Annotated in this window: 25 protein-coding genes; 16 read left to right on the top strand and 9 right to left on the bottom strand. The window is 37.3% G+C overall.

Annotated features, from left to right (window positions below; all coding sequences use genetic code 11):
- Positions 1-112 precede the first annotated feature (112 nt).
- The gene (gene pruA, locus DKG80_RS08705) at positions 113-1,738 is read right to left on the bottom strand and encodes an L-glutamate gamma-semialdehyde dehydrogenase (protein WP_109830947.1); all 1,626 of its coding nucleotides are present in this window, start codon (positions 1,736-1,738) and stop codon (positions 113-115) included.
- Between the two features lie 229 nt (positions 1,739-1,967).
- Here pruA and DKG80_RS08700 point away from each other — a divergent pair, with 229 nt between their 5' ends.
- Both DKG80_RS08700 and ctlX read left to right on the top strand, forming a co-directional pair.
- Entirely contained in the window at positions 1,968-2,879 is a 912-nt protein-coding gene (locus DKG80_RS08700; protein ID WP_162555770.1) for a dimethylarginine dimethylaminohydrolase family protein, read from the top strand.
- A 1-nt stretch (position 2,880) separates the two neighbouring features.
- Positions 2,881-3,822: a citrulline utilization hydrolase CtlX gene (ctlX, locus tag DKG80_RS08695; protein WP_109830945.1), complete on the top strand. Its 942-nt coding sequence runs from the start codon at positions 2,881-2,883 to the stop codon at positions 3,820-3,822.
- 703 nt (positions 3,823-4,525) lie between these two features.
- Here the strand turns inward: ctlX and rocD are convergent.
- The gene (gene rocD / locus DKG80_RS08690) at positions 4,526-5,770 is read right to left on the bottom strand and encodes an ornithine--oxo-acid transaminase (RefSeq protein WP_109830944.1); all 1,245 of its coding nucleotides are present in this window, start codon (positions 5,768-5,770) and stop codon (positions 4,526-4,528) included.
- A gap of 96 nt (positions 5,771-5,866) precedes the next feature.
- On the opposite strand from rocD, the gene DKG80_RS08685 reads away from it, so the two are divergent.
- A complete protein-coding gene (locus DKG80_RS08685) occupies positions 5,867-6,322 on the top strand; it encodes an Lrp/AsnC family transcriptional regulator (RefSeq protein ID WP_109830943.1) in 456 nt (151 codons plus the stop codon).
- A gap of 138 nt (positions 6,323-6,460) precedes the next feature.
- Here DKG80_RS08685 and DKG80_RS08680 read toward each other — a convergent pair whose 3' ends face one another.
- Entirely contained in the window at positions 6,461-7,249 is a 789-nt protein-coding gene (locus DKG80_RS08680) for a TIGR00266 family protein (RefSeq protein ID WP_109830942.1), read from the bottom strand.
- A 66-nt stretch (positions 7,250-7,315) separates the two neighbouring features.
- On the opposite strand from DKG80_RS08680, the gene DKG80_RS08675 reads away from it, so the two are divergent.
- The 4 genes from DKG80_RS08675 (at position 7,316) to DKG80_RS08660 (ending at position 10,185) form a co-directional block, all read left to right on the top strand.
- The gene (locus DKG80_RS08675; protein ID WP_109830941.1) at positions 7,316-7,984 is read left to right on the top strand and encodes a TatD family hydrolase; all 669 of its coding nucleotides are present in this window, start codon (positions 7,316-7,318) and stop codon (positions 7,982-7,984) included.
- The gene (locus DKG80_RS08670; protein ID WP_109830940.1) at positions 7,981-8,700 is read left to right on the top strand and encodes a tRNA threonylcarbamoyladenosine dehydratase; all 720 of its coding nucleotides are present in this window, start codon (positions 7,981-7,983) and stop codon (positions 8,698-8,700) included. The genes DKG80_RS08675 and DKG80_RS08670 overlap by 4 nt, the downstream gene beginning before the upstream one ends.
- Before the next feature lie 172 nt (positions 8,701-8,872).
- Positions 8,873-9,280, top strand: a complete 408-nt coding sequence (locus DKG80_RS08665) for a heme-binding domain-containing protein (RefSeq protein WP_109830939.1) — start codon at positions 8,873-8,875, stop codon at positions 9,278-9,280.
- Positions 9,281-9,915: 635 nt separating this feature from the next.
- Positions 9,916-10,185 (top strand): hypothetical protein, encoded by a 270-nt coding sequence (locus tag DKG80_RS08660; protein WP_109830938.1) that lies wholly within the window; start codon positions 9,916-9,918, stop codon positions 10,183-10,185.
- A gap of 59 nt (positions 10,186-10,244) precedes the next feature.
- On the opposite strand, the gene DKG80_RS08655 is transcribed toward DKG80_RS08660, so the two are convergent.
- A complete protein-coding gene (locus DKG80_RS08655) occupies positions 10,245-10,739 on the bottom strand; it encodes a GNAT family N-acetyltransferase (protein WP_221409088.1) in 495 nt (164 codons plus the stop codon).
- A 101-nt stretch (positions 10,740-10,840) separates the two neighbouring features.
- On the opposite strand from DKG80_RS08655, the gene DKG80_RS08650 reads away from it, so the two are divergent.
- A complete protein-coding gene (locus DKG80_RS08650) occupies positions 10,841-13,459 on the top strand; it encodes a valine--tRNA ligase (RefSeq protein ID WP_109830937.1) in 2,619 nt (872 codons plus the stop codon).
- Positions 13,460-13,695: 236 nt separating this feature from the next.
- On the top strand, positions 13,696-14,130 hold the full coding sequence (locus DKG80_RS08645; RefSeq protein WP_109830936.1) for a GNAT family N-acetyltransferase: 435 nt from the start codon (positions 13,696-13,698) through the stop codon (positions 14,128-14,130).
- A gap of 67 nt (positions 14,131-14,197) precedes the next feature.
- Here the strand turns inward: DKG80_RS08645 and DKG80_RS08640 are convergent, their stop codons facing one another.
- Positions 14,198-15,421 carry a glycoside hydrolase family 117 protein gene (locus DKG80_RS08640; protein ID WP_245906981.1) on the bottom strand — a complete coding sequence of 408 codons (1,224 nt, stop codon included), beginning with the start codon at positions 15,419-15,421 and terminating at the stop codon, positions 14,198-14,200.
- Between the two features lie 224 nt (positions 15,422-15,645).
- Between DKG80_RS08640 and DKG80_RS08635 the strand changes: the two genes are divergently transcribed.
- The gene (locus tag DKG80_RS08635; RefSeq protein ID WP_109830934.1) at positions 15,646-17,247 is read left to right on the top strand and encodes a tetratricopeptide repeat protein; all 1,602 of its coding nucleotides are present in this window, start codon (positions 15,646-15,648) and stop codon (positions 17,245-17,247) included.
- On the opposite strand, the gene DKG80_RS08630 is transcribed toward DKG80_RS08635, so the two are convergent.
- On the bottom strand, positions 17,244-18,080 hold the full coding sequence (locus DKG80_RS08630; protein WP_109830933.1) for an AraC family transcriptional regulator: 837 nt from the start codon (positions 18,078-18,080) through the stop codon (positions 17,244-17,246). The genes DKG80_RS08635 and DKG80_RS08630 overlap by 4 nt on opposite strands.
- Positions 18,081-18,212: 132 nt before the next feature.
- Here DKG80_RS08630 and DKG80_RS08625 point away from each other — a divergent pair, with 132 nt between their 5' ends.
- The 6 genes from DKG80_RS08625 to DKG80_RS08600 all read left to right on the top strand — a co-directional run bounded on the left by DKG80_RS08625 (position 18,213) and on the right by DKG80_RS08600 (position 23,357).
- On the top strand, positions 18,213-19,115 hold the full coding sequence (locus tag DKG80_RS08625; RefSeq protein ID WP_109830932.1) for a carbohydrate kinase family protein: 903 nt from the start codon (positions 18,213-18,215) through the stop codon (positions 19,113-19,115).
- 10 nt (positions 19,116-19,125) lie between these two features.
- Positions 19,126-20,637: an L-fucose/L-arabinose isomerase family protein gene (locus DKG80_RS08620; protein WP_109830931.1), complete on the top strand. Its 1,512-nt coding sequence runs from the start codon at positions 19,126-19,128 to the stop codon at positions 20,635-20,637.
- Positions 20,618-21,499, top strand: coding sequence for a class II fructose-bisphosphate aldolase (locus DKG80_RS08615; protein ID WP_109830930.1), 882 nt, complete (start codon positions 20,618-20,620; stop codon positions 21,497-21,499). The genes DKG80_RS08620 and DKG80_RS08615 overlap by 20 nt, the downstream gene beginning before the upstream one ends.
- 79 nt (positions 21,500-21,578) lie before the next feature.
- Positions 21,579-22,133 (top strand): hypothetical protein, encoded by a 555-nt coding sequence (locus DKG80_RS08610; RefSeq protein ID WP_109830929.1) that lies wholly within the window; start codon positions 21,579-21,581, stop codon positions 22,131-22,133.
- The gene (locus DKG80_RS08605; RefSeq protein WP_109830928.1) at positions 22,130-22,576 is read left to right on the top strand and encodes a nucleoside deaminase; all 447 of its coding nucleotides are present in this window, start codon (positions 22,130-22,132) and stop codon (positions 22,574-22,576) included. Before DKG80_RS08610 ends, DKG80_RS08605 begins: the two co-directional genes overlap by 4 nt.
- 178 nt (positions 22,577-22,754) lie before the next feature.
- Positions 22,755-23,357 (top strand): superoxide dismutase, encoded by a 603-nt coding sequence (locus tag DKG80_RS08600; protein ID WP_109830927.1) that lies wholly within the window; start codon positions 22,755-22,757, stop codon positions 23,355-23,357.
- A 247-nt stretch (positions 23,358-23,604) separates the two neighbouring features.
- On the opposite strand, the gene DKG80_RS08595 is transcribed toward DKG80_RS08600, so the two are convergent.
- From DKG80_RS08595 to DKG80_RS08585, 3 genes are all read right to left on the bottom strand, one after another.
- On the bottom strand, positions 23,605-23,964 hold the full coding sequence (locus tag DKG80_RS08595) for a hypothetical protein (protein WP_109830926.1): 360 nt from the start codon (positions 23,962-23,964) through the stop codon (positions 23,605-23,607).
- 38 nt (positions 23,965-24,002) lie between these two features.
- On the bottom strand, positions 24,003-24,362 hold the full coding sequence (locus tag DKG80_RS08590; RefSeq protein WP_162555769.1) for a hypothetical protein: 360 nt from the start codon (positions 24,360-24,362) through the stop codon (positions 24,003-24,005).
- A gap of 127 nt (positions 24,363-24,489) precedes the next feature.
- Positions 24,490-25,707: a hypothetical protein gene (locus tag DKG80_RS08585; RefSeq protein ID WP_109830924.1), complete on the bottom strand. Its 1,218-nt coding sequence runs from the start codon at positions 25,705-25,707 to the stop codon at positions 24,490-24,492.
- Positions 25,708-26,079 lie beyond the last annotated feature (372 nt).

The following is a 26,079-nucleotide window of genomic DNA, read 5'->3' as shown; positions in this document are numbered from 1 at the left end:
CGGTGGATTGAAGAATAAAGAAGGTGAACTGTTAGAAAAAAATGGTGAATTGAATTTAGAAAAAAGCCATAAACGTATTTTAGACGTTTATGGCTTTAAAAACTCTAAAGACCTATCCCATAAAAGGATACCTATAGTCAATAGGAGAATTAAAGTTCTCCTTGATATTTCTAGGAGAAGTCCATCTAAGTAAGTTCATCATAGAACCCGCTTTATCATTGGTACCAGAAGCTCTACCTCCACCAAATGGCTGCTGACCTACAACAGCTCCTGTAGGCTTATCATTTACATAAAAGTTACCAGCTGCCTGACTTAGTTCTCTAGTAGTGTAAGATATCACTTCTCGATCTTTAGCAAATATTGCTCCAGTCAAAGCATAAGAAGATGTCGTATCTACTAATTGCAAGACTTTATCATACTCTTTTTCATCGTAGATATATACTGTAAGTACAGGGCCAAAAATCTCCTCTTTCATGGTTACAAATTGAGGATCTTTAGCAAGAACAACAGTAGGCTCAATAAAGTAGCCAATGGACTTATCACATTTACCTCCAAATATAATTTCAGCATCAGTACTTGATTTCACCATCTCAATATAACCTTCAATCTTATCGAAAGCACGTTCATCAATTACAGCATTTATGAAGTTTGAAAAATCTTCTGGGGAACCCATTTTTACTGTTTTTAAATCTTCTGCTAGATACTTATTTATTTCATCCCAAAGCGTAGCTGGTATATATGCTCTAGAAGCCGCACTACACTTTTGACCTTGAAATTCAAATGCTCCACGAATCATCGCCGTAGATACTGCCTTCGGATCAGCAGACTGATGAGCTAAAATAAAATCCTTTCCTCCAGTTTCTCCTACAATTCTAGGGTATGATTTATACACATCTAATTTACTTCCAATTGTTTTCCAAAGATCCTTGAAAACTTGTGTACTACCAGTAAAATGCAGTCCTGCAAAATCTGCATGGTTAAAAACTATATCTCCGACTTCCGGTCCGTCTGCATACACTAAGTTAATCACTCCTTTTGGCAATCCAGCCTCAATAAGTACCTCCATAATAACTGCTGCAGAATAAATCTGTGAGTCCGCAGGCTTCCATATCACAGTATTCCCCATCATTGCAGGAGCTGTTGGTAAATTACCTGCTATTGCTGTGAAATTAAATGGAGTCACTGCGAATACAAAGCCATCAAGAGGACGGTAATCCATCCTATTCCATGTCTCTGAAGATGACAGTGGCTGATCTGCATAAATTAGCTCCATAAAATGGCAGTTAAAGCGAAGAAAATCAATCAACTCACAAGCAGAATCAATTTCCGCCTGATAGATATTCTTTGATTGACACAGCATCGTTGCTGCATTAATTTTATCTCTATATGGACCAGATATTAAATCCGCAGCCCGTAAGAAAATTGCAGCTCTATCTGTATGAGACATATTGGCCCAGCTTTTTTTTGCTTTTGTCGCAGCCTCAATTGCCTTAGTTGCATGACTAGCATTTCCTTTGTTATAATGACCAATGATAGTCGCATGCTCAAAAGGAGGATTAATGGAAACTTTTTCCTCAGTAAAAACCTCTTCTCCTCCTATATACATAGGTATATCTGAAACTTCGCTTTTCTGCTTTTCAAATTCCAACTTAACTGATTCTCTCTCTGAACTTCCGACAGAGTAATCCAATACTGGCTCGTTGACCGGAGCCGGCACGGTGAATATTCCGTTTGACATAACTGTAATGATTAGTCTGCAAATCTATGAAACGCGCCGTTTGATCAAACAGTTTTAGAGTATTAATATATTTTTTAATAACAATATTTATTTGGGCATACCCAAAATATTATAAGTCTAAAAAAAGTTAACAACCCTTGAAAAATTAAAAAATGCTTTTACCTTCGTCCTAGTTTCATTGGCTATTAGTTAAGGGGAAAAAGCTAAATGACAATCAATAAATATGTCAATGAACTTAAATATAACTGATGAATCATCGCAGCTAAAAGCTGTGATACTTGGCTTGGGTATGGACATGGGAAATGTACCAACACTGAGCGAAACTTATGATGCAACATCATATCAGAGCGTAGTTAATTCTGACTACCCTAGTGAACACACAGTCTCAAAAGAACTCAATACAATAAACTCTATTTTAGATAGTTACAAAATAGAAGTATATAGACCCGAGAATTTATCCGATACTAATCAAGTATATGCAAGAGATTTAGGTTTCGTAATTGGGGACACTTATTTCCTACCAAATATCATAGAAGATAGAAGTCATGAACAAGATGCGCTTGACAAAATATTAAATTTAATTTCGCCTAAAAAGACAATACGCTTATCTAAAGAATCTAGAGTAGAGGGAGGGGATGTTATAGTATGGAAAGATCATGTTTTCATAGGCTATTCAAAAGAGCCTGATTTTAGTAAATTCAAAACAAGCAGAACAAATAATATTGCTTTAAAAGAAATTAATAATAACATCAATAATTACACTTTAAAAAAGATAGAACTTAACAAGTCAGACACAAACCCTAACATCAATACTTTGCATCTGGACTGCTGTTTTCAACCTATCGGAGAGAACAGTTGCATTATTGGCCCTTCAGGTTTCAAGAACAAAGAGGACGTAGATTATATCATTGACTATTTCGGGAAAGAGAATTGTATTTTTCTAAATGAAGAGCAAACTTCCTCCATGAACTCTAACGTATTTTCTATTAGTAAAAACATCATTATCAGTGATATAAGATTTTATAAACTGAATAAAGAACTAGAAAAAAGAGGTTTTAAAGTAGAAAAAGTAGACTACAGTTCTATTTCCAAAATGGGAGGACTTTTCAGGTGTACCACCCTACCATTAATCCGAGAATAAAATGCATAAACATCTAACAAACAACATCTTGATGATTCGTCCTTGTCAATTTAGAAAAAATGAAGAGACAGCGATAAACAATTATTACCAACAATCATCAGACCTGGCACCATCCCAAGTGAGAGTAGAAGCCATTAAAGAGTTTGATCAAATGGTTGATACATTAATACATAACGGTATAAATGTAATAGTAACACAAGACACTTTCAAAACAGATACTCCAGATTCAATCTTTCCGAATAACTGGATTTCTTTTCATGAAGATGGCACCGTGGGATTGTTTCCAATGTTTGCTGAAAATCGTAGATTAGAAAGAAGGTCCGATATTCTTGAGAGACTTCAAAAAGAGGGATTCCATCTTTCCAAAGTAATTGACATGACGACTTGGGAAACGAATGAAATTTTCTTAGAGGGAACCGGTAGTTTAGTACTTGACCGTAAAAACAAAGTAGCTTTTGCAGCGCTATCTGAAAGAACTCAAGTACCTGCTTTGTATGATTTTGAAAAACAATTTGGTTACAAGGTTTTTGCCTTCAACGCGAACCAAAGCGTATTAGGTGAAAGAAAACCTATTTACCATACCAATGTCATGATGTGTATGGGCGACACTTTTTGTGTAATCTGTCTAGACTGCATTGATGAAGAGAGCGAAAGAAGAATGGTAGTAAACAAATTGAAAGAAATGAATAAAGAAATTATAGAATTGACAGAAATACAACTAGAACGATTCGCAGGAAATATGCTCCAAATAAAAAACAACAAAGAAGATAAAATCTTAATTATGTCAGAATCTGCACATAAAGCTCTTGACCAAGATCAAATAAACCAACTTTTAAAGCACAATCATAGAATCATATCTAGTCCTTTAGACACGATAGAGCATAACGGTGGAGGTAGTGCCAGATGTATGATTGCTGAAGTTTTTCTTCCTTTAAACAATTAATAAGGTGACCAACCTATCACCTTACTAAAACGAAAAATTAGACTATCACTTTATCATCTAGCTCAGAAACAAGAAACGGAGCCGGCAAAACACGACCGACTCCAGTTGCTATTAATTAAGGGTTTCTTTATTTGGCTTAAGGCTGAAATAGTTATCATCGATCAAGTCTATTAATTTCTACTCCTATCTATTTACCTACACTCGCTGCCATACACACTCTTGAGGCTTTTTAACTTCACTTAAGAATAGCTGAACGCTAAAAAACAAAGAACTATCATTCTTGAATTGGGTTTTAGTGAATACAATTGTTAGATATAAACAAAGCTCTTTACTCAGAGTATGACACTCCATTCAAAAACATCTAATTATTGAGAGTTGGATGAACTCCTATCAGATTCATAGTTCTAAACATTAAACTTGAAGAAACGAAAGAATATCGAAAAGACTTAAGCATTACAATACAATAATAGAAGTGTTTTTAGACTTAATCAAACCGTGTAACGATCCTCGAAACAAAACATATGAAACACTGTTAAATCCCATATTGAAACTACTTTTCACTTGTTCTGATAAGGACTAAGATTATTATTCAAAATTCTTTTTTTACAAAAATTAGAAAAAAAAGGCTGTCTGAAAAAACCAGACAACCCAAACCCTAAAACCACCTTATAAACTAAGGCCATTTTCAACTAAACTTTTAAAATCAAGCTTCTATTGTAGAAGTTTGAAATTTCATAATACTTTCTTCAATCAAGTCTAGAGATGCATCCATTTCCTCCTTAGTAATACATAGAGGCGGAGCAAATCTGATCTTATTTCCATGAGTTGGCTTAGCCAATAAACCTTTACTCATTAAATCCACGCATATATTCCAAGCTACATCTGACTCTTCTCCTGAGTTAATTACTATAGCATTCAACAACCCTTTCCCTCTTACTTCTGTGATTAAGTCCGTTTTTGATGCGATATCAGCGATTCTCTTTCTAAACAATTCACCCATCTGTATAGCATTCTGCATCATGCTTTCTTCTTGAACCACTTTCAACGCTTCTACAGCTACTGCACATCCTAATGGACTACCTCCGTAAGTTGATCCGTGCTGACCTGGTTTAATTACATCCATAACTTCATTAGATGTCAGCACTGCTGAAACTGGCACTGTACCACCTGATAGTGCTTTTCCGAGAAGAACCATATCAGGTTTCACATCGTAATTTTCCATACATAGCATCTTGCCTGTACGTCCAATCCCAGTTTGAATTTCATCCGCAACTAGTATTACATTATTCTCTTTACATAGATGCCCTACCTGTTTCATATAACGATCATCAGGAACTACCACCCCGGCTTCTCCTTGTATCGGCTCGATGATCAATGCTGCTACATTTTTATCCTGAAGAGCTATTTGAAGAGATTCGATATTATTATACTCGACTTGCCCAATACCATTCATGTAAGGACCAAAACCTCCTTTACTATCTGGATCGTCTGATGCCGAAATAACTGCTAAGGTTCTTCCATGAAAATTACCACTAGCGAATAGAATTACTGCCTCCCCTTCTTCGACACCTTTCTTGTCATAAGCCCATTTCCTACAAATTTTCATTGCAGTCTCTACTGCCTCAGCTCCAGTGTTCATAGGAAGAATTTTATCAAAGCCAAATACTGAAGTAATATACTCGGCGTATGAACTAAACTGATCATTATGAAAAGCTCTCGAGGTAAGTGTTAATCGCTGAGCCTGTTCAGTCAAAGCATCAACTATTCTTGGGTGACAGTGCCCTTGATTTACTGCAGAATAAGCCGACAAGAAATCAAAATACTCTTTTCCTTCAATATCCCATACCTTAGCGCCTTTCCCTTTAGAAAGTACTACAGGTAAAGGATGATAGTTGTGAGCACTAAATTTAGATTCCTGACTAATAAATTCTGAAGTGATATTTGACATGAATTCAGTTATAACAATTTAATTATGACGCAAATAAGAATAATAAAATGTCAATTTAAAAATTAAACTGCCTTTTTAACTTTAATTTTGACCAATATGAAGAAAGAACTAGATCAAATTGACAAAAACATATTAAATAAACTCTCAGAAGACGCCCGAATGCCCTATTCAGGTCTTGCTAACGACCTTAAAGTATCAAACACCCTTGTTCATCAGCGAGTTAACAACTTAATAGAGCATGGTGTATTGGAAAAATTTTCCCCAGTAATCAATGAAAGAAAGCTTGGTTATGAATGGTCAGCCTTCACAGGATTGACATTAAAAGAAGACTCAAGTAGCGAATCAATAGTAGAAGAGCTCAGAAAGATCCCTAACGTCACAGAATGCTACTACATATCTGGGCAATACACATTGTTCGTTAGAATAGTTGCTCGAAGTAATGAAGAGATGCGAAGTATACTTTACGATCAAATTGATCACATAAAGGGCATTTCTAAAACTGAATCAATAATTGATTTTGGCTGTGCATTTAGGAGAAACATCCCTCTTTAACCGCAATTCAGTTAATCTTCGGATTTACGCCCTAAATCCACAAAGCGAACTTGAATAACACCCTAAAATTCTCCGTCCTTATAGACAGATCTTCCTTTACCAGTACAAAGGGCACTATTCAACTACGCTCTGATGTACTTAATCGCCATCAATTAGCCTACCCAAACCTCCTAAAACAGAACCTTCTCCTTGAGAAGAACCTCCAGCCTTAGGTGCACTTTCTATTATTCTATCGGCAAGTCTTGAGAATGGCATACTCTGTAAATACACTTTCCCTACACCTCTGACAGTAGCCAAAAAAAGACCTTCTCCTCCAAAAAACATTGACTTTAGATTACCCGCTCTTTCTATGCTGTAATCAAGACCTGGTGTAAACCCAACAATACACCCCGTATCTATTTTTAAAGTTTCTCCATTAAGCTCTTTTTCCACTACAGTACCTCCTGCATGCATAAATGCCATCCCGTCTCCTTTTATGCTTTGAAGTATAAAACCTTCTCCTCCAAAGAAGCCTGACCCTAATTTTTGTGTAAAAGCAATTGAAATTTGAGTTCCTTTAGCCGCACATAAAAATGCATCTTTCTGACACAATATCTCACCACCTAACTGTTGAAGATTCAATGGGACTATTTTACCAGGATAAGGAGCGGCAAAAGATACTTGTTGCTTCTGATGACCCTGATTAGTAAAATGAGTCAAAAACATTGATTCTCCAGTCAACATTCTTTTACCAGCACTCATTAATTTCCCAAAGATTCCTTGATCTGGCTGTGAACCATCTCCCATTTTGGCTTCAAAATAAATATCTCCATCCATCCAATTCATAGCTCCAGCTTCAGCGATGACTGTCTCTTGTGGATCAAGTTCTATCGATACCACCTGCATATCATTACCTTGAATTTTATAATCAATCTCGTGTGATCTCATTTTAGTATATTTTTTTAAAGTTTGTGAATTAGTGAATTTCGCTCAAAAAATATTACATGTAATTAGTTGAATATACTACAAAAAATATCCTACCTCGATTTTCATACTCATCGCCTTAGACATCAAGGTGAACCCGATACACTGGAAGTGGTCTCATTACATTTAGGTCAAAACAAACCTTTTGAATATTTCACTATCGGCATACACCCGTGGTGGGCTACTCCAAAGATCTCAATAGAAGAAGTTTCATTACTTAAACAAAACCTCAATAATTCTAAATGCCTTGGAATGGGGGAAATAGGACTAGATAAACTCAAAGGCTTAGATATTGCAAGCCAGACCTTAGCTCTTAAGGCTCAACTCAACATTGCATCTGAGCTTGGCAAATCGGTTATTATTCACTGTGTAAGAGCATCTGACCAAATAATTAAAATCAAGAAAGAATATCCTAACATTGAAAAATGGTGTATACACGGTTATAATAGACATCCTACACTAGCCAAACAGTTAATTGGGCAAGGCTTTTACTTATCTCTAATGCCAGAAATGCCAGATTCCAAACTTAGTAGCCTGTTAAAAACTATACCCTTGGATCGACTGTTTTTAGAAACAGATAGCATGGCTAATGCTAACATCAAGGATGTATATATTCGCGCTGCGAAAATGCTGAATACTGATCTATTTAGCCTTAGCAAACAAATCAACAAAAACGCAAAGCAATTCTTTAAGCTATGAGTCACTGGTTAGAACGTACTGAACTATTAATCGGAACTGAAGCTCTTGATAAACTCAAAAACTCAAATCTATTAGTTGTAGGACTTGGCGGAGTAGGTAGCTATGCCGCAGAAACATTAGTTAGAGCTGGAGTAGGCAAGATTACGATCATTGATGGAGACGAAGTAGACCCTACTAATAAAAATCGTCAACTCCCAGCCTTGGATTCTACCGTTGGTCAACTTAAGGCTCATGTACTAAAGGAGCGATTTATTGATATTAATCCAAAACTTAATATTACGGTCATCGACCAATTCATGGAACCCGATTCTATGCATAGCTTCTTATTAGAAAACCGCTTTGACTTTGCACTTGATTGCATAGATAGCTTTGTTCCAAAAATATCCTTCTTACTAACCCTTCGTAGGATGAAAGCTAAATTCATCTCTTCTATGGGAGCTGGTGGAAAACTCGATCCATCCAAAATAAAAATTCGAGACCTGAGCAAAACGAAAGAATGTAAGTTCGCCCAGCAACTTAAGGCAACTTTGAGAGGAAAAGGCGTAACAAGAGGGATTTTATGTGTGTTTTCAGAAGAAATTCAATCAAAACGCTCTCTAAAACTAACTGACGGATCTCATTATAAAAAATCTTTCTATGGCACTATTTCCTATATGCCAGCTATGTTTGGAATGACAATGGCTGCAGAGGTAATCAAAAGATTAACCACACCATGAGCAGTGTAAAAAATGGCTTTTCGCAGTTTTGGTTTGATTTAAACACCTTTTTGAAAAATTTCATAATCAATACATTAGATTGATAAGGGCAATCAAGAATTTCACAAAAGGGCAGTGAGACGTAATAATAAAATTATCAGTCGTCTTCCCTCTAATTTTAGACTTCTAACAAATGAGATTATTCGTTCTTCTGACATCTATCACTTTCCTTTCCATATGTTTAACTTCATGCTCAAAATCAAAAAAATCATCTGAATCAACTTCTTCAACAAAGGAAATACCTGCAGGATTATTTGAATACCCGGAAAACGTATTGGCTATCGTGGACAATAAATGCATGAGCTGCCATAATCCTGATTCCAAAAACGATAAAGCTAAGGATGAGCTTATTTGGCAAGATTTACCTACTATGAAAAAGCCTTTTCTTGCGAAGAAACTATACGGTGTACAAGAAGTATTAGAAGATGGTGAAATGCCTCCAGAAAAGTTTCTATCTAAATATCCAGACAAAGAATTGACTAAAGAAGAATCTGAGATTCTTTACAAATGGACTGAAGAGTTATTAGCTCAAGTCAATTAAAAAAACGTTATACTACTTTTTTCAAGCCTTCAAGATCATTGAGTTTTTCAATTCAATCCTGAAGGCTTTGTTTTTGTTTACAGTTAATAACTTAACTTCTGGATCACTTCTTATTTCTCATAGCCATAACCAACCTACCAAGCTCCTCAATCAAGAACCTTGGCTCTTATGTAAAAACACGACAATTCCTTTCAGAGAAAAAGAAAAGTAACTGCTAGACAAAACCAAACTTCACCTTCATCGTTCATAAACTTATTGTTATGTAATACATTATTTACATTTATTTATGTTAATTATAAATAATTCGTCTTTATTAGTAACTGCCTGCTTACTGTCAGCATTAATATCTGCTCCCATAGTGGTAGAAAAAGAGGTCTATGAAACTAATGAAAAAGAATTAATTATATCGAGACATGTAGTAAAGGTTACCAAATCTCATAAAGTAAAAAACGAGGAGTACCTCCTTCTCTTTCAATATACAACGGAGGATCGACCAAGGATCTCACTCTTACCACAACAAACCAATCTATTTCTCTTGTATTGCTGTCTCAAGATCTTTTATTGATTAAGCCAAAGTTTGTTAATCAAACATCCATCTGACCTTTAAATCAATTAAAAATTAAAATAGTAGAAAGATGATAAATGCAGTTAAATTGATAAAAGATAAGCAGTACAATTCAGTTGTAGAAAAAGTAACTGTAGTCAACCAGCAAATGATCTCTGACCTCAAACGAGCGGCAAGAATAAGCTCATTATATAATGAGAGTTTTGAATTACATTATATCAATGAAGAAGGTAGTTTAATAAGAAAAGATGCTAAGATTTTAGCAGTGACTGAAAAGTTTCTAACCCTTCATGGAGGATTATCAATTCCTCTCAATAAGATTAGACGTGTGGTCATTTAAATTGATTAAATTAAAAAAAGGCTGTCGAATTTAAGACAGCCTTTTTTTAACATTTTTTATTACAAAATGACTTGCCAATAACCTACGTCAAGCCACTTTCCAAACTTGAACCCAACTTCTGAAAAATGTGCGACCTTTTTCATACCAAAACTTTCATGTAATGCTACACTGCCTTCATTCGGTAGAGTAATACCACCTATTACAGTGTGAATATTTTTCTCTTTCAATTTTTTAAATAACGCCTCATAAAGCTTGTTCCCTAACCCTTTTCCAGTAAAATTTAAATCCAAATAAACCGCAACTGCAGCTGAAAAACGATAAGATACCCTTTCTTTCCAAAGACTAGAATAAGAATAACCTATCAGGTTACCATTATATTCTACAACAAACCAAAAGTGACCCGATTCCAAAATATTAGATATTCTTTTTTGAATCTCCTTAGGATCTATCAACTCTTCCTCAAATGTTGCAACACTATTAAGAATATAATAATTATATATTTCAGCAATCTGTTCTGCATCTTTTGCTGTTACCTCTCTAATTATATAATTCATACTAAAATCAACAATAGGTAAATAAATTACAATCTAAGTATTCCTAACCTTTATATACTTTTGCGGTCATTTTAATTGGAAAAAGAATAACTGCGAGAGCAATGTCTATATCAACGAAGTACAACCCAGCTGAGGTAGAAAGCAAAAGATATCAAGAATGGCTTGATAAGGGATTTTTCAAATCAACTCCTAATCCAGATAAGGAGCCTTATACGATCATCATTCCTCCTCCAAACGTCACAGGTGTACTTCACATGGGGCATATGCTCAACAACACCATTCAAGATGTATTGATTCGTAAAGCCAGAATGGAAGGCAAAGAAGCTTGCTGGGTACCAGGAACAGATCATGCATCTATTGCCACTGAAGCCAAAGTGGTAGGAATGCTCAGAGAGAAGGGGATAAAAAAATCTGACTTGACGAGAGAAGAATTCTTAAAATATGCATTTGAATGGAAAGATAAATACGGAGGAATCATACTGAATCAGCTTCAGAGACTCGGTGCATCATGTGACTGGGATCGAACATTCTTCACTATGGATGAAAAAAACTCTGCAGCAGTAAGAGATGTATTCATCAGTTATTTCAAGAAAGGATATGTGTATCGTGACTACAAAATGGTCAATTGGGATCCTACTGCTCAAACAACCATTTCCAATGAAGAGGTAATTTACAAAGACGTAGACGCAGCTCTATACTATGTAGAATACGAAATAGAAGGGAGTGATAAGAAAGTAACTATTGCTACTACTCGTCCTGAAACGATCTTAGGAGATACGGCAATCTGTATCAACCCAAATGACGAACGATATACTCACCTAAAAGGGAAAAAAGCTATTGTTCCGATGGTAAATAGAGTCATTCCTATTATTGAAGACGAATATGTTGACCTAGAATTTGGTACGGGTTGTTTGAAAGTGACACCAGCTCACGACACCAATGACTACGATTTAGGTCAAAAGCATAACTTAGAAACTATTGATATTCTAAATGACGATGCGACACTAAATGAAGATGCTCAGTTCTATGTTGGCATGACCAGAGAGGAAGCTAGAAAGCAAATCTCAATCGACTTGAAAGAGTCTGGACATATGGTAAAAGTGGAGAGCATGAGGCACAAAGTTGGGTTTTCAGAACGTAATCCCGACACAGTGATTGAGCCAAAGCTTTCATTGCAATGGTTCGTAGACATGCAGAAGATTGTTGGACCTGCTTTGGAAAATGTAATGAATGATAACATTCAGTTTTTCCCAGACAAGTTCAAAAACACCTACAAACACTGGTTAGAAAACATTAAAGACTGGCCTATCTCTCGTCAACTATGGTGGGGGCAGCAAATTCCTGCTTACTACTATGGTGATGACGGTGTAGCTGTTGGCAAAACCAAGGAAGAAGCTCTTGAAATGGCTATCAAGGACACAGGCAATTCAAGCTTGACATTGGACGACTTGAAGCAAGATGAAGATGTAGTAGACACCTGGTTTAGTAGCGCATTAGTACCTATCTCATGTTTTGATGGTTTTGCAAACCCTGATAACGAAGAATATAAATACTATTACCCTACTCAAACTCTAGTAACTGGCTGGGACATTATCTTCTTTTGGGTAGCTAGAATGATCATTTCTGGATACGAATTTGCTAATGAAAAGCCGTTCGAACAAGTGTACTTTACAGGTATGGTTCGAGATCTTCAACGACGTAAGATGTCTAAATCCTTAGGCAACTCCCCTGACGCATTAGGCTTGATAGACCAATATGGTGCAGACGGAGTCCGAGTAGGAATGCTATTGAGCTCCGCTGCTGGTAACGACCTTCTATTTGATGAAAAACTTTGCGAGCAAGGTTCCAAGTTTGCTAATAAAATATGGAATTCTTTTAGGTTCATTAAGACTCAAGAAGTACAAGACATTCCTCAAGATCCTGCGGCTAAGATTGCAGGAGAGTGGTTTATGAATAGAATTAACGAAGTAGTTGTTGAGCTTGATGATTTATTCTCTAAGTTCAGACTATCTGAAGCCCTAATGAGTACTTATAAGCTTGTTTGGGACGACTTCTGTTCTTGGTATCTTGAGATGATCAAGCCAAAATATGGAGAACCTATCGACCAAAAGACTTATGATCAAGCTATTGGTTTCATAGAGCAAGTAATGAAGATAATTCATCCATTCATGCCGTTTATCTCCGAAGAAATTTGGCACAACCTACAGGACAGAGGGGACAAAGATTATGTAATGATCGCTGAATGGCCTACACATGCTGGATTCGATGCAGACCAAGTAAAGAAGACAAGTGATGTATTCGAAGCTATAACAGGTATCAGAAACGTAAGAAGTAGCAAAGGTATGTCTCCGAAAGAAGCTCTTGAATTAAAAATAAAGGCTACTGATTTTGTTTCTTACGAAGCTTATATTCCTGTAATTCAGAAACTGGCAAATGTTAGTTCTGTGGAAGGGACCGATAGTAAAATAGAGAACGCAGCAACTTTCATAATCGAAAAGGATGAATTCTACGTCCCACTTGGTGAATATGCTGACACAGCTGAAGACAAAGAAGAAGCTCAGAAGGAAATCTCTCGTCTAGAAGGTTTCATCAAGGGTATAGACAAGAAGCTCAGCAATGAAAAATTCGTCAATAATGCTCCTGAAAAAGTAGTAGCAATGGAGAAAAAGAAAAAGGCCGATGCTGAAGCGAAAATAGCTTTACTCAATCAGAAACTATAAACGAAATACTGTTCGGAAAACAATCAATATAATTTACCCTTCTTTGTACTGAGGTAAAACAGCAGTCTGTAGGTGATTCTATCGAAACCCTCTACAGACTGCTATAATATTCCTTACAGGAGGACATTCATTTAAGTTGTCCCACCTTGTTTTACACTACTTCCGTTTTACACTCCTCGGAATTTTGAAATATAATCCTGAACTTTATTAAAGTCTATTAAATAAAGTTCTCACCCATGCCTCAAGATTTATACTTCTATCCTATTACTGAAGATGATATTGATTCCATACTAGTACTTATTTCTGAACTCAATCCCTCAATTCCAAAAGACACTCTAGAAGCCAGAAACAAAGAGATGTTTGAGTTTGATAACTATGTCTGTTTTGGATGTTTCATCAATGAAAAACTAGTTGGGGTAACTAGTGGATGGCTTACGGTGAGATTATACTCAGGGAAACAACTTGAAGTAGACAATGTAATTATTACATCAAAATATCAATCTCAGGGTATTGGTGAAGCATTATTCAACTATTTGGAAGAATGGGCTCTAGAACATGATTGCAACTCGATTGAACTAAACACCTTCTCCACCAACTCTCGTTCTCATAAGTTCTACTTCAATCAAGGATATGAAATACTAGCATATCATTTTTGCAAGAAATTAAGATAACGTCCAAAAACAAAAAAGCCTCAAGGTCAAAGACCCCAAGGCTTACTCAACTTAAAGTTGATGTTTCTTACTTACCTCCTTTAGCCTTAGCGTCACTATTGGCTGTATGACTTGTCTTTTGAGTTCCTTTAAATCTTCTGATATATTGCCAGTTGTAGTTTTTGTATTGGTGAGTTAATCCCCAATCAAAAATAGCAAATGGCTCAGATGTATCTAGTGTTCTGTTCAGTCCAATTGCGTGAGGAGCTCCAGGTATAACGGACTTGATTTCAAAGTTAACACCATCTGGAGACCACTGAATAGTATTCTTCTCTGGTCCATCCGTGGTGATCAAAGACATAATTCCTCCATCCTGAGGCCATACACAGATTTCGTGACCACTGTTAGAAATAGGATTGTACTTGGATTTCACATACGGTCCTTTTGGATTATCAGCAATGGCTACACCATGTCTGATTTGACGTCCACCGAAAGTAAACCCTTCCCCCATCTGTTCGCCTTTATAGTACAAGTAGAATTTACCTTTGAAAGGAATGATACATGGGTCGTGAACTTTGTGACTATCAAAATCACCCTTTTTCTTCACACTGAATCTATCATTAGGATCATCGTTACCCCATTCGCCATTATCAGCAGGGCTTAAAATAGGTTCTTCACTCTTAGTCCAAGGTCCGTTCGGAGAATCCGACCAAGCTAGACCTACTTGATTTTTTACTCTCTTGATATAAGGTGATTTGACAGTTTGATAGCACAAGTAGTAAGTCCCTTCGTGAACCATGATCTCCGTTGTAAAAACAGATCTATCATCGTAGGCTCCTTTTTCTCCTCTAGCTACTGCCACTCCTTCTTCTTTCCAAGTCCAACCGTCTTCTGAAGTAGCATACCAGATATCACATCTATCCCATGGGAAAACCTTTTCGTTCTCTATATCCCCTTCGAAACCCTGAGTTTTACCTGTGCTTTTAGTGTACCATACATAATACAAACCATCTACCTTAATAACGGCACTAGGATCTCGTCTTACTACCCCTTCTTCATAAGCAAGATCTCCTTTGAGATCGTAAACTTGGAAAGTTCCAAACCACTCATTAGTCAAATCATCAGGCCAAGCCAAAGCTCTTTTAGATGCCGCACTTAGATAGTCTTTATTGGTAATTCCTAAATAATCTAATTTTTCTGGGGAGAGATCAAGCTCTTTATCACAATCGCTTGTTTGTTGTTGTTGAGGCTGACAGCATACCATTGCTAACGAAGCAAGTAGTATAGCTACCGAAAATCTTAATCTTATCACGATAATTAATGTTTAGTTTATAGATTTTATCTCTAAAATCGTTCATCACAAAGAAGGCACTTTAATTAATAGGATAGAATAGAATCATCTAAACGATAACTAAACAAAAACTAGATCCCCCCTAAACAATCTATAATAAGTCAACTAACTTATTTTGCTTTAAAGCTTTAAAATAAAGATTTTTGACCTCCCAACCCTTAACCTTTCACAAATTGTAACTGAATATGACAAGACTTTTACTAGTGATCGGATTGTTCAGCTGTTTATCAGCTAGTGCTCAAAAATCAAATTGGAAAAACACACCAAAGAACTACCTAAATCGAGCTCTTAAGCTTCGTTTCTCTGAGCCAGAAATGGCTTACTTACTATTTGAGCAGAACTATGACCTAATGATGCAAAAAGGGGACACAGTGAATGCTATTAATACGCTAGTCGAATGGTCAAAACTCCATGCTCACCATGCTAATTTCAGTTCATCATATGACAAATACTGGGAAGCACTAAAGCTTGCCGATCAAGCCAATCTCGAATTATCAAAAGCAACTGTCTATAGTGGATTAGGTTGGCTGTACAGTTTATTCTACAGATACGACGATGCAAAATTGTATTTCAATAAGTCAATTTCCATTTATAAAAAATCTAAGGATCCAGAAATAGCTTCCAAAAGAAGTACAGAATATTGGGCTCTAGCTATTCTTTATAGAAAGCTAAACATTACAGATACAGCTCGAATCTTTTTAGATAGTTGTGTTAGTATCAAGGGAGAGAAAAGTACTAATAAATCTTTTTATCAGACCGAGCGAGCCTATTGTGATTTTATAGACGGAGATGTTGACAAAGCCCTCGAGACTCTTTTACCATTAGAAAAGCGCTACTTAAAACACAATCCGTCATACATGGTCTATTTTCACTATTTCCTTGGGCAAATTTATGAAGCCAAGGGACAACTGACACTAGCCAATGACCGCTACAATCGAGCACTAAAAAGAGGAGAAATACATCTTAGTCATCAAGACATTATCCCAGACATCCTGATCGCTAAAGCTAATCTCAATAAGAAAATGGGACATCTAGCTATTGCGTTAGAAGCAATGACTCAGGCTAAAATCATGAGCGATTCTCTTTTTAGCAGTAGAAGTAGTCTAAATCAGGCACTGCTAGAAATCAAAGACGAATTTCGTCAACAGAAAGAAGAGCAAATCAAAGTCATACAAGCCCAGAAAATTGAACAACTAGAGCAAGAAGAAAGAGTATGGCGACTAAGAACTACCCTTACTTATATGGGAGTATTGATGGTAGCAATTACAGGCTTATTTTTCTATAGACATATCAGAAATAGGCATAAAGCTGAAAAGAAGATAATGAAAGAACGTCAGCAGCTTGAACTTGAGAAGACGAATGAAATTTTAGACCTTAAAAACAGAGAACTAACGGCGTCGGCACTGCAAATACTCAAGCGAGATGAGACTATCAAACAAATCAAACAACAGATTAAAGAACAAAAAAACAGCCCTGATCAAAAGTCTCTTAATTCCATTGTCAATACTATTAATTTAAGTCAAGCTGATGACTGGCAAGAGTTCGAGTCAAGATTCGTTTCTATTAACCAGAGTTTTTATGACACTCTAAAAAAAAGATACACAAACCTAACTCCAAGTGACTTGAAACTATGTGCCTTAATTAAGCTAGGTTTCAATAGTAAAGAACTCGCAGGACTACTCGGGCTATCCATCGAAAGCACACATACAACCAGATATCGATTACGTAAAAAGCTTGGCCTAACTCGACAGGATAACTTAGAAAAGTTCATTTCGGATTTGACTTAATACCTAGATCGATATTCCTTAGGTGTCATATCCATGTACTTTTTAAACTGACGATGAAAAAAAGACATGTTATCATAACCACAAGACATCGCTATTTCTATTAGCTTATGATCTGATTCACGGAGAAGCTGACACACTTTACGAATACGAAATTCATTTAAGTAATTGGTAAAAGACTTATTGAATCGACGTTTGAAGAACTTACAGAATGACACCTCTGTCATGAAGGTCAAATCCGACACCTCTCCTAGCGTAATCTTATGATTATAATTATCATCGATATGTCTCAAAACCCTATGCACACGCTGATCAGTAGCTTCATCTAGCACAAAATCGCCAATAGCAGATATTGTTATATGTTCCAATTGAGTCAACTTCCATAATAAATTCAAAAAAGTCAACAGTCTTGGAGCTGGTTCTAAATCCAATAGCGACAGCAACGTAGATTCAACATCACAACTTGTTAAATTAAATCTCAGCCCCAGTTTTGCTTTCTGTAGCATTTGATGAATAGCATGAAACTCTATACTATTCGATAAGAATTGATTTAGCACTTCTTGTTTCCACTGAACACATATTGACTCTGCCCCATCGGTATATCCACCATTATTCTTCCAAGAATGTGGAACAGATGGCCCCAGTAACACTAAATCCCCAACATAGAAGTCATCAATGCTATTTCCGACATATCTAATTCCACTACTTTTTATTACAAAAGTCAATTCAAACTCTTCATGATAATGCCAAGGTGATTCGAAATTCTTATTGACATACTTGAACACATGAATCGAACTATCTATTTCATAATTAATATGCTCATGCTGCGGCTTCAATAGGCTTTATTTTTTCCTGATATAAATCATACGACTAATAAATATGGAAATATAGTACACTTTTTAAACAAAATAGGATTTACATCTCCATGAAACCACCCTCTACTTTTGAAATAACAAAAGGAAAGAAACATGGAAGTAATTTGTAGTGGACTCAATGTGGTAGACCTCCTTATATCAGTACCCGCTCAAGTACCTAGAGGTGAAAAAACGGCTTGTGACCAAATCATAATTCAAGGAGGAGCTCCAGCTGGAAATGCTGCATGTGCATTAGCTAAACTAGGACATGAAACGGGGTTCTTAGGGTACTTTGGCGACAATACACTTAGTCATATTGCTCAAACAGAATTGACCAAGCACGGTGTCAAAACTGATTTTTTTATTAACAAAAGCGCAGCCACTCCTGCTATTGCAGTAGTGGAGGTGGATGATGAAGGAGAGCGAACAGTCATGTATTCAATCAAAAACTACAGACAAGTATCTCCAGAAGATATTGACATAACCAAAATTAAAAAAGCTAAACTACTGCTAGTTGATGGGTATGATATTGATACCAACACACATCTACTGAAGATAGCTAAGAGACATGGCATTAAGTCCATTCTTGATCTCGAGACCAGTGATCGAAAAGCTATGATTGAGATGATCCAACTGGCTACTAACCCTATTCTCCCTCTAGAAGCAGCTCAAAACCTCACCAACAAAGATACCGCAGAAGATTGCCTCCACGAGTTAATCAAAATGACTGATGGACAGGTCATCATCACCGATGGAGCGAACGGCTCTTATACTTTGAATAATGGCATACTGATTCATCAAGAAGCTTTTAAAACCAAAGTCGTAGACACTACAGGATGTGGAGATTCCTTTCATGCTGCCTATGCATCAGCATTACTCCAAGGCAAAGGATTGGAAGATCGATTAGTATATGCCAGCTTCTACGCCTCTCAAGTCGCTCAGCATTTTGGCGGTCGCACCTTTTTACCCGATCGTGATTTTATGGACGAACACTGTCCTGTTTTAAACAAAATTTAATGTAACGCAAATGGAATCATTACAAGAAATATCAGTAACCAATGGCATCGTAAGCCACTTATTCGAAAAAGTAATCATGCCCCCCAAACCCGCCTACACGGCTAAAATTGCCTTAGTAGGAATAGGACTAGAAGAGCACTTCGATTGGCAATCAATAATCAAGAGCTACGATATCGCAAAGAAAAAGCTAGAGGCCGTACTCCCTCAGGATAGATTCAAACTCCTCACATCCCAAAAACCTCTACAGACCAAAGAAGAAATCCATAAGTGGCTACAAAGCATGCATGCTGAAGGCATTGACGGGATTATTATCTATCAAGCCTCATTCATAGCAGGGGATTTAGCAGCCACTTTGGCTAGATGGCTTAACCAAAACAAAATACCTGTATTGAGCTGGTCTCATGATGAACCTACAGGTGGTAGATTAGTAAATAACCGTCTATGCGGACAAAACTTCCTACTCAATATCTTCAACTCTTGTGGAGTAAAATACTCATGGATATTTGAGTCTCCAGAGGACATCGAGTTTGAGAGCAACATCATGATGTTCGCTAAATCAGTCTATGCCATAGCGTCTATCAACCAGCGCTCCATAGGTATGATAGGAGGATTCAGAGTTCCAGGGTTCTACGACTGTGAACTAAACGAACTAGCTCTACTGAATCGATTCGGCATCAAAGTAGATAGAATAGACTTCGATACAATCTGGCAACATGGAGAACGGTTCACAGATAATACGATCAAGGAAATTCAGGACACATTATTGAACCATCCACTCTGTAAGTTCAACAACGTGACTGATGAACAAATGCAAAAGTCCATTCGACTATCACTAGCCATGGCAGATTATGCTCGAGAAAATGATTATCTGGGAATTGGACTAAAAAACTGGCCTGAGCTATTCGACCACTTCGGTATAGCAGGTGATGGAGCTGGAGCCTTGGTACAAGACTTAGGTATACCTGTAGCAGACGAATCTGATATGGGAGCACTATTGACCATGATCATCATGAATCAGATCAGCTTTGGAAAATCGATTCCTACACTTGTTGATTTGTCATTGGTCAACGACAAACAAAACAGAATTGGATTTTGGCACTGTGGCGGAGCACCTACCAAGCTCATCAATGAAGCGACAGGATTCGAAATACGAAATCATAGTATCCTTGAAAACTTCAGCGAAGAATCTAGCATGGGAATGCTGCTTGAGTTTCTTCAAAAACATGGCCCCATTACAGTAGCAAAATACCAATACCCAGACGCCTCAAAAGTATTGACATGGGAAGGTGAAATCCACGAATCTAAAATGGCTTTCAGAGGCAGTTATGCCGAAGTTTTCCCAGAGAAAAATGACTCCGGAGACATTCTTAGTACCGTCCTCAGCAACGGACTCGACCACCACTGGATCATAGGAAGAGGTCATCTTCAAAAAGAACTCAACGAACTCAACCACTGGCTGGGCATCAAAGAAATTGAAATCGAAAAAAGAAAACATCACCTATATGGACACTCTAATAGATAACCCTACACAGGTAGCGTACAACAAAAAGTACGATACGTTAAATGATCTCTTCAAAGACTACAGAGCTAGTCACAAATGCCTACCTTCTTTCAATGTTAACGACAACTACGACCTAAAGGCTGTAGTAGAATCAGCAGAAGAAATGGAGACCAACGTCATGGTCATGACTTACCCACCAGTCGCCTATTTGAATAGCCCTGAAGTATTCAGATCATTGGTAGATGGATTCAAAAAAGTATCCAGTAATCCAATCTACTTGCACCTAGACCATAGTACATCCGTTGACCTGTGTAAGCAGGCTATAGATGCAGGCTATGACTCAGTCATGATTGACGGTTCTCAATCTAGCCTTCAGGAAAACATCGAAATGACTAAACAAGTAGTAGAATACGCTTCATCAGCAGGAGTAGTAGTAGAGGCTGAAATCGGCAAGATCATGGGGCGAGGTGTAGAAGTCAAGTGTGATGACGATTTTCTAGCTAGTGTAGCCAATGTCAGAGCACTATACGAATCTACCGGAGTAGATATTGTAGCTGTAGGAATCGGAACAGCCCATGGATTCACGCCTACTGAGCCAAAAATTCACTTCGATAGATTACAAGAGATCGCTGAAGCTATACCTGCACCGCTAGTACTACATGGTGGCACAGGTATCCCTGATGCAGATATCCAAAAGTCCATCAAGATGGGAATGAGTAAAATCAACATAGGCACCATAGTACATTCAACATATATGAAGTATGCCAAAACAGAAATCGACAAAGCTGGCGATACTGCATATCCTCCATTCATCATGGAAAAGGTACTACCAGAAATCAAAGCCGTCGTGAAAGACAGACTAGCAGCAGTGAACTTTCACTAAAATTTCTACTAACCAGATTACTTGAAGTAGTCTGGTTAGTTCTAGCTTTGCTTCTAACATTAAGCATAAGCTAATTCCTATGAAATTATTGCTATTACTACAACTATCCTTAAGTCTCTTTTTCCCTTCAAACCTCGTCAAAACTGAAGTAGCAGAGAAAATATTCATGTCACTTCCTAATGGCTTTCGCCCAATGACCGATGACGAAATTGCCTCAAAATACTTTACGATGCAGCGCCCAATGGCCATGTATACCGATCAAAGTTTGATCGTAGATATTGGCGTCAACAAAGCCACCTCTCGATGGAGCGAAAAGGACATGGATATCATGAAAAGCTTCCAAAAATCAAACATCTACAACCTATATGACAAAGTGGATATGATCTCCGAAGGCATCAAAGAAGTCAATGGTAAGCAATATGTCTATTTTGAATTCATCTCCACAGTAAAAGGAGATCCCAATTCATTCAAAGACAACAAGTCTATAAGAAAATACACCTATATCCAATACGCCATATTTGGTACTACATCTCTTATATTCAACCTCACATGTCCTGCTACCATGAAAGATAGGTGGCAAAATCAAGCTTCCGACATCATGAATAGTATCATTGTAAAAGCTAAATTCAAATGATAGAAGGCCTCCACTCTGATGAAGCCTTCATGCGCGAGGCTATCAAACAAGCACAGTACGGATTTGAAGAAGGAGAAATCCCAGTAGGAGCTGTAGTGGTTTGTGAAAATAGAATTATCGCTAGAGCCTACAATCAAGTCGAAAAACTACAGGATGTCACCGCCCATGCCGAAATACTAGCTATTACCTCTGCTGAAAACTACTTAGGCACGAAGTACCTTGCTAATTGCCGACTATTCGTCACACTCGAGCCTTGCACTATGTGTATTGGAGCTACCTATTGGTCTCAATTAGATGAAATAGTATATGGTGCTGCTGATGAAAAAAGAGGTTTTACAACAATGGCACCCAATGCACCGCACCCCAAAGTCAAAATCAAAAGCGGAGTAATGGCAGATGAATGCGGAAAGCTGATGACAGATTTCTTCAAAAAAATTAGATAAACATACCACACCAATACATAGTACCTAAGCTCTAAAAGTCTTGAATTACAGAAGCTATGGGGCTCCTAATAAACTCTTTCAATCTATCGATAAAATAGAATGATGAAACGGACATCATTATTGTCTCATAACATCTATTTTTACACCAAAACAATTTTCACCAAAACATATAATAATCATGGCTTTTGAATTACCTGATTTACCATATGCTCACGATGCACTTGAGCCACATGTAGACAAGCAAACAATGGAAATCCACCATGGCAAACACCATGCTGCTTATGTTGCTAAGTTGAACGGAGCTATCGAAGGCACTGATCTAGAAGGTAAATCTCTAGAGGAATTGATGACTGCTGGTTTCGAAAACGGCGCTGTAAGAAACAACGGTGGCGGACATTTCAACCACACTTTATTCTGGACTATCATGAGTCCTAGCGGTGGAGGAGAGCCTACAGGTGCTGTAGCTGACGCTATCACTGCTGCTTTCGGATCATTCGAAGCTTTCAAAACTGAGTTTGCTAACGCTGCAGCTACAAGATTTGGATCTGGATGGGCATGGTTATGCGCTAAAGATGGTAAAGTTGAAGTTTGCTCTACAGCTAACCAAGACAATCCATTGATGCCAGGTATCGGATGTGGAGGTACTCCTATCTTAGGATTGGACGTATGGGAGCACGCATACTACCTTAACTACCAAAACAGAAGACCTGACTACATCGAAGCTTTCTTCAATGTAATCAACTGGGAAGAAGTAAATAAGAGATTTGAAGCAGCTAAGTAATTAGCATCCTTATCTATCACAAAGCCTCTGCAGACCAATGTTTGCAGAGGCTTTTTTATAGAGCTTCTCTGATAATTGATTTTAGTTCTAAAAGAGAAATCAAAGCCTAAATTCAAAGCAAACTTTGTTTATTCGGGGTTTTCTTCGGCCTTAAATCAAAAGCATTAAACATTTCAGGAAGTGGAAGAGTAAAAAAAAGCCCTCACTAAGACAGTGAAGGCTCCTATATCATATTAAGACCTAGTTCTTACTTGATCTTTTTCACCTCAGGCATTATCTCCCTGTTGTATTTCCAAAATTCATTTGACTTCGCACCAGTCAACTCAATTAGTTTATCAAAGTAAGGACCAGTCGCCTTTTGCTGAGCTTTCTTATATTCCTCATCAGAAGCAAACTCTCCGTTCTTCTTTTTCATCCAAAACTCAGCGCTAGTCTTAGACAATTCAACTCTAGCCTCGTAAAACTTCTTTTGATCCTTCTTAGAGATATCAAATTTCTCAGCCATTTTCTCAGTATAGAACTTAGCTTGGTTTTCTATCTTAGATTGAGCACTTGCTACATTCAGTACAAGCACCATTACTAGTGCTGTTAATATTACTCTTGTCATCTTGTTTTTTTGTTAATGTTTAAACTTAGAACTACTAATTATTGGATTTTTTTCACCTCAGGCATTAGCTCCTTATTGAATCTCCAATAAGCTCTTGAATCTCCTCCACATAGCTCAATAAGCTTGTCTTGGTATGGCTTAGTAGCAGCTCCACGTGCTTTATCGTATTCCTCTTTAGATGCGAACTCTCCATTTTTGTTCTTCACCCAATACTCAGAACCCGTTTTAGCCAATGCTAATCTAGCCTCATAAAACTCTTTTTGTTTTTTCTTAGAAAGACCGAATTTCTCTGCCATCTTTTCTGTGACGAATTTTGATTGGTTCTCAAATTTTGTTTGAGCACTCGCCACATTCATTGAAAGCACTATTACCGCTAGTGCCATTATTAATCGTACCATCTGCATTATAATTTTTGTGTTTCTGCATGCTAATTAAACGCAAGCCCCTACATATGTCCAAGTTAGAAACTGACAAAAACTAGACTAAACCTTTAACACCTCTAATACCTGAGAATATAGCCCTCTTTCAAATAGCTATTTTTAAGCCGTCAGGATTGACCAATTCAAAATCTCTAACCGATCCAGATCCATGAAATATGATAGAAGTACCCACTATATCACCTATGGACTTTTGATATGACTGCTTGAGTACACGGCTTCCACCCAGCCAAACCTCTACATTCTTTTCTTGATTGATGATTTCTACATCCAACCAATCACTCAAGTCTGTAGCCATTACCGTAGACTCTTTAGTACCAAAGTATCTTACATCTCCCAGTACAATATCACTATATCCACTACATCCATCTTGGACCAATTTGATAAACACTTTGCCTTGAGTACCTTGAACCAATAAGATGACCGAGTAGCACCGCACTCCTGCCCAAAAAGTAGAATTCCTCACAGTAGCTTTTAAGTGAAAACTATCTCCAGAATACTCCGTTCTCTCATAGTTATCCACTCTGACTACTACCACCTTACTAGTATCCAATCCTACGGCAGAAATATCTCTTTTAGTAGCATGAAAAATACTGTCACTATAGCTTTTCTCAAATGGCATCGGGTGATACCTAGCCTGAACCTGCTTTCCAAAATAATGAGAGATGGCCTGCCAACCGTCAGTCTCTACCAGTACTACCTGACTACTATCTACAAGTATTCCATTGGATTTCATCTGAGGACGAAATACACCTGGATATGGGTAAAAATGAGAAATGTGTTTTTGACCATTCACGACCTTGGAAGGACTATTATCATCAAAGTGAACCCTGACTACCTTATCTGTTTCCTCCATTTCAACATCAAAAAAAGCAGTAGCAGGGCACTTCCCCTCCACTTTCGTCAATGTCAGACTTCCTTCTACTAAGTTTTCTTCCTTCTCAAAAACGGGTTCTGGATTCAGTATGATAAGGTAAAAGATGCAAAAAACGACCGCACCGATGACCGACCACATGAGAAGTTTAGCACGTCTGTATTTCTTTTCTTGACTTTCAGCATACAGTTTATCAAAATCAGAATACTGCTTGAGTGCATCCAAGGTCGAAGGCTGAGGAGAATAGTTCTGACCTGTTTTGACCTTACCAAAAAGACGCTTGAGAGTAGCTACGCTAATTAAAATTTTAGTCTGGCGATGAATGGTAAAACTCAACTGCTCAAAATCCTTGTTCTTCCAAGTCTTTCGGCTCCCATTGTTGAATTTCTTCTCAACGAAACGGATTAATATTTCTAATTCAGGGTTATTCATCTACAAAAGTCGACTTAGAAGTATCGATCTAAATCTTCAATGTGCTAATCTATATTACAGAAGACAAAATACGTACATGACCATTATAGAGAATGCCGCTTTTGTTACTATACACATATTATACAAGGGGGGCATTATGGTACGAATATAGAAGTCATATCTTCATCTCGATTACTATCATAGCACAGAGAGCCAACCCTACCCATACTACCTATATATTTGACAAATAGAATAAGTACTAGAAAACCTTCATGAACAACCATAGATCAGTCCTCATCGCCTCTGTCGCACTCAGCCTATTCACACTATTAATTTGTTTGTCACACCATACCCTGTCTCAAGATGTCAAAAGACCCCTACCCGAAAACTGGA

The organism is Reichenbachiella versicolor (assembly GCF_003171675.1).
GTDB lineage: Bacteria > Bacteroidota > Bacteroidia > Cytophagales > Cyclobacteriaceae > Reichenbachiella > Reichenbachiella versicolor.
The sequence above is the reverse complement of the archived record's forward strand: the minus strand, read 5'-3'. Positions and strand labels throughout refer to the sequence as shown.

Excerpts from the sequence above, each read along its gene's own strand:
- DKG80_RS08600 (WP_109830927.1), top strand. The coding sequence starts at position 22,755 with ATGGCTTTTGAATTACCTGATTTACCATATGCTCACGATGCACTTGAG.
- DKG80_RS08585 (WP_109830924.1), bottom strand. The coding sequence starts at position 25,707 with ATGAATAACCCTGAATTAGAAATATTAATCCGTTTCGTTGAGAAGAAA.
- DKG80_RS08660 (WP_109830938.1), top strand. The coding sequence starts at position 9,916 with ATGATAAATGCAGTTAAATTGATAAAAGATAAGCAGTACAATTCAGTT.
- DKG80_RS08670 (WP_109830940.1), top strand. The coding sequence starts at position 7,981 with ATGAGTCACTGGTTAGAACGTACTGAACTATTAATCGGAACTGAAGCT.
- DKG80_RS08605 (WP_109830928.1), top strand. The coding sequence starts at position 22,130 with ATGATAGAAGGCCTCCACTCTGATGAAGCCTTCATGCGCGAGGCTATC.
- DKG80_RS08590 (WP_162555769.1), bottom strand. The coding sequence starts at position 24,362 with ATGGTACGATTAATAATGGCACTAGCGGTAATAGTGCTTTCAATGAAT.
- rocD (WP_109830944.1), bottom strand. The coding sequence starts at position 5,770 with ATGTCAAATATCACTTCAGAATTTATTAGTCAGGAATCTAAATTTAGT.
- DKG80_RS08655 (WP_221409088.1), bottom strand. The coding sequence starts at position 10,739 with ATGAATTATATAATTAGAGAGGTAACAGCAAAAGATGCAGAACAGATT.
- DKG80_RS08620 (WP_109830931.1), top strand. The coding sequence starts at position 19,126 with ATGGAATCATTACAAGAAATATCAGTAACCAATGGCATCGTAAGCCAC.
- pruA (WP_109830947.1), bottom strand. The coding sequence starts at position 1,738 with ATGTCAAACGGAATATTCACCGTGCCGGCTCCGGTCAACGAGCCAGTA.
- DKG80_RS08645 (WP_109830936.1), top strand. The coding sequence starts at position 13,696 with ATGCCTCAAGATTTATACTTCTATCCTATTACTGAAGATGATATTGAT.
- DKG80_RS08650 (WP_109830937.1), top strand. The coding sequence starts at position 10,841 with ATGTCTATATCAACGAAGTACAACCCAGCTGAGGTAGAAAGCAAAAGA.
- DKG80_RS08615 (WP_109830930.1), top strand. The coding sequence starts at position 20,618 with ATGGACACTCTAATAGATAACCCTACACAGGTAGCGTACAACAAAAAG.
- ctlX (WP_109830945.1), top strand. The coding sequence starts at position 2,881 with ATGCATAAACATCTAACAAACAACATCTTGATGATTCGTCCTTGTCAA.
- DKG80_RS08700 (WP_162555770.1), top strand. The coding sequence starts at position 1,968 with ATGAACTTAAATATAACTGATGAATCATCGCAGCTAAAAGCTGTGATA.
- DKG80_RS08685 (WP_109830943.1), top strand. The coding sequence starts at position 5,867 with ATGAAGAAAGAACTAGATCAAATTGACAAAAACATATTAAATAAACTC.
- DKG80_RS08635 (WP_109830934.1), top strand. The coding sequence starts at position 15,646 with ATGACAAGACTTTTACTAGTGATCGGATTGTTCAGCTGTTTATCAGCT.
- DKG80_RS08625 (WP_109830932.1), top strand. The coding sequence starts at position 18,213 with ATGGAAGTAATTTGTAGTGGACTCAATGTGGTAGACCTCCTTATATCA.
- DKG80_RS08595 (WP_109830926.1), bottom strand. The coding sequence starts at position 23,964 with ATGACAAGAGTAATATTAACAGCACTAGTAATGGTGCTTGTACTGAAT.
- DKG80_RS08680 (WP_109830942.1), bottom strand. The coding sequence starts at position 7,249 with ATGAGATCACACGAGATTGATTATAAAATTCAAGGTAATGATATGCAG.
- DKG80_RS08665 (WP_109830939.1), top strand. The coding sequence starts at position 8,873 with ATGAGATTATTCGTTCTTCTGACATCTATCACTTTCCTTTCCATATGT.
- DKG80_RS08610 (WP_109830929.1), top strand. The coding sequence starts at position 21,579 with ATGAAATTATTGCTATTACTACAACTATCCTTAAGTCTCTTTTTCCCT.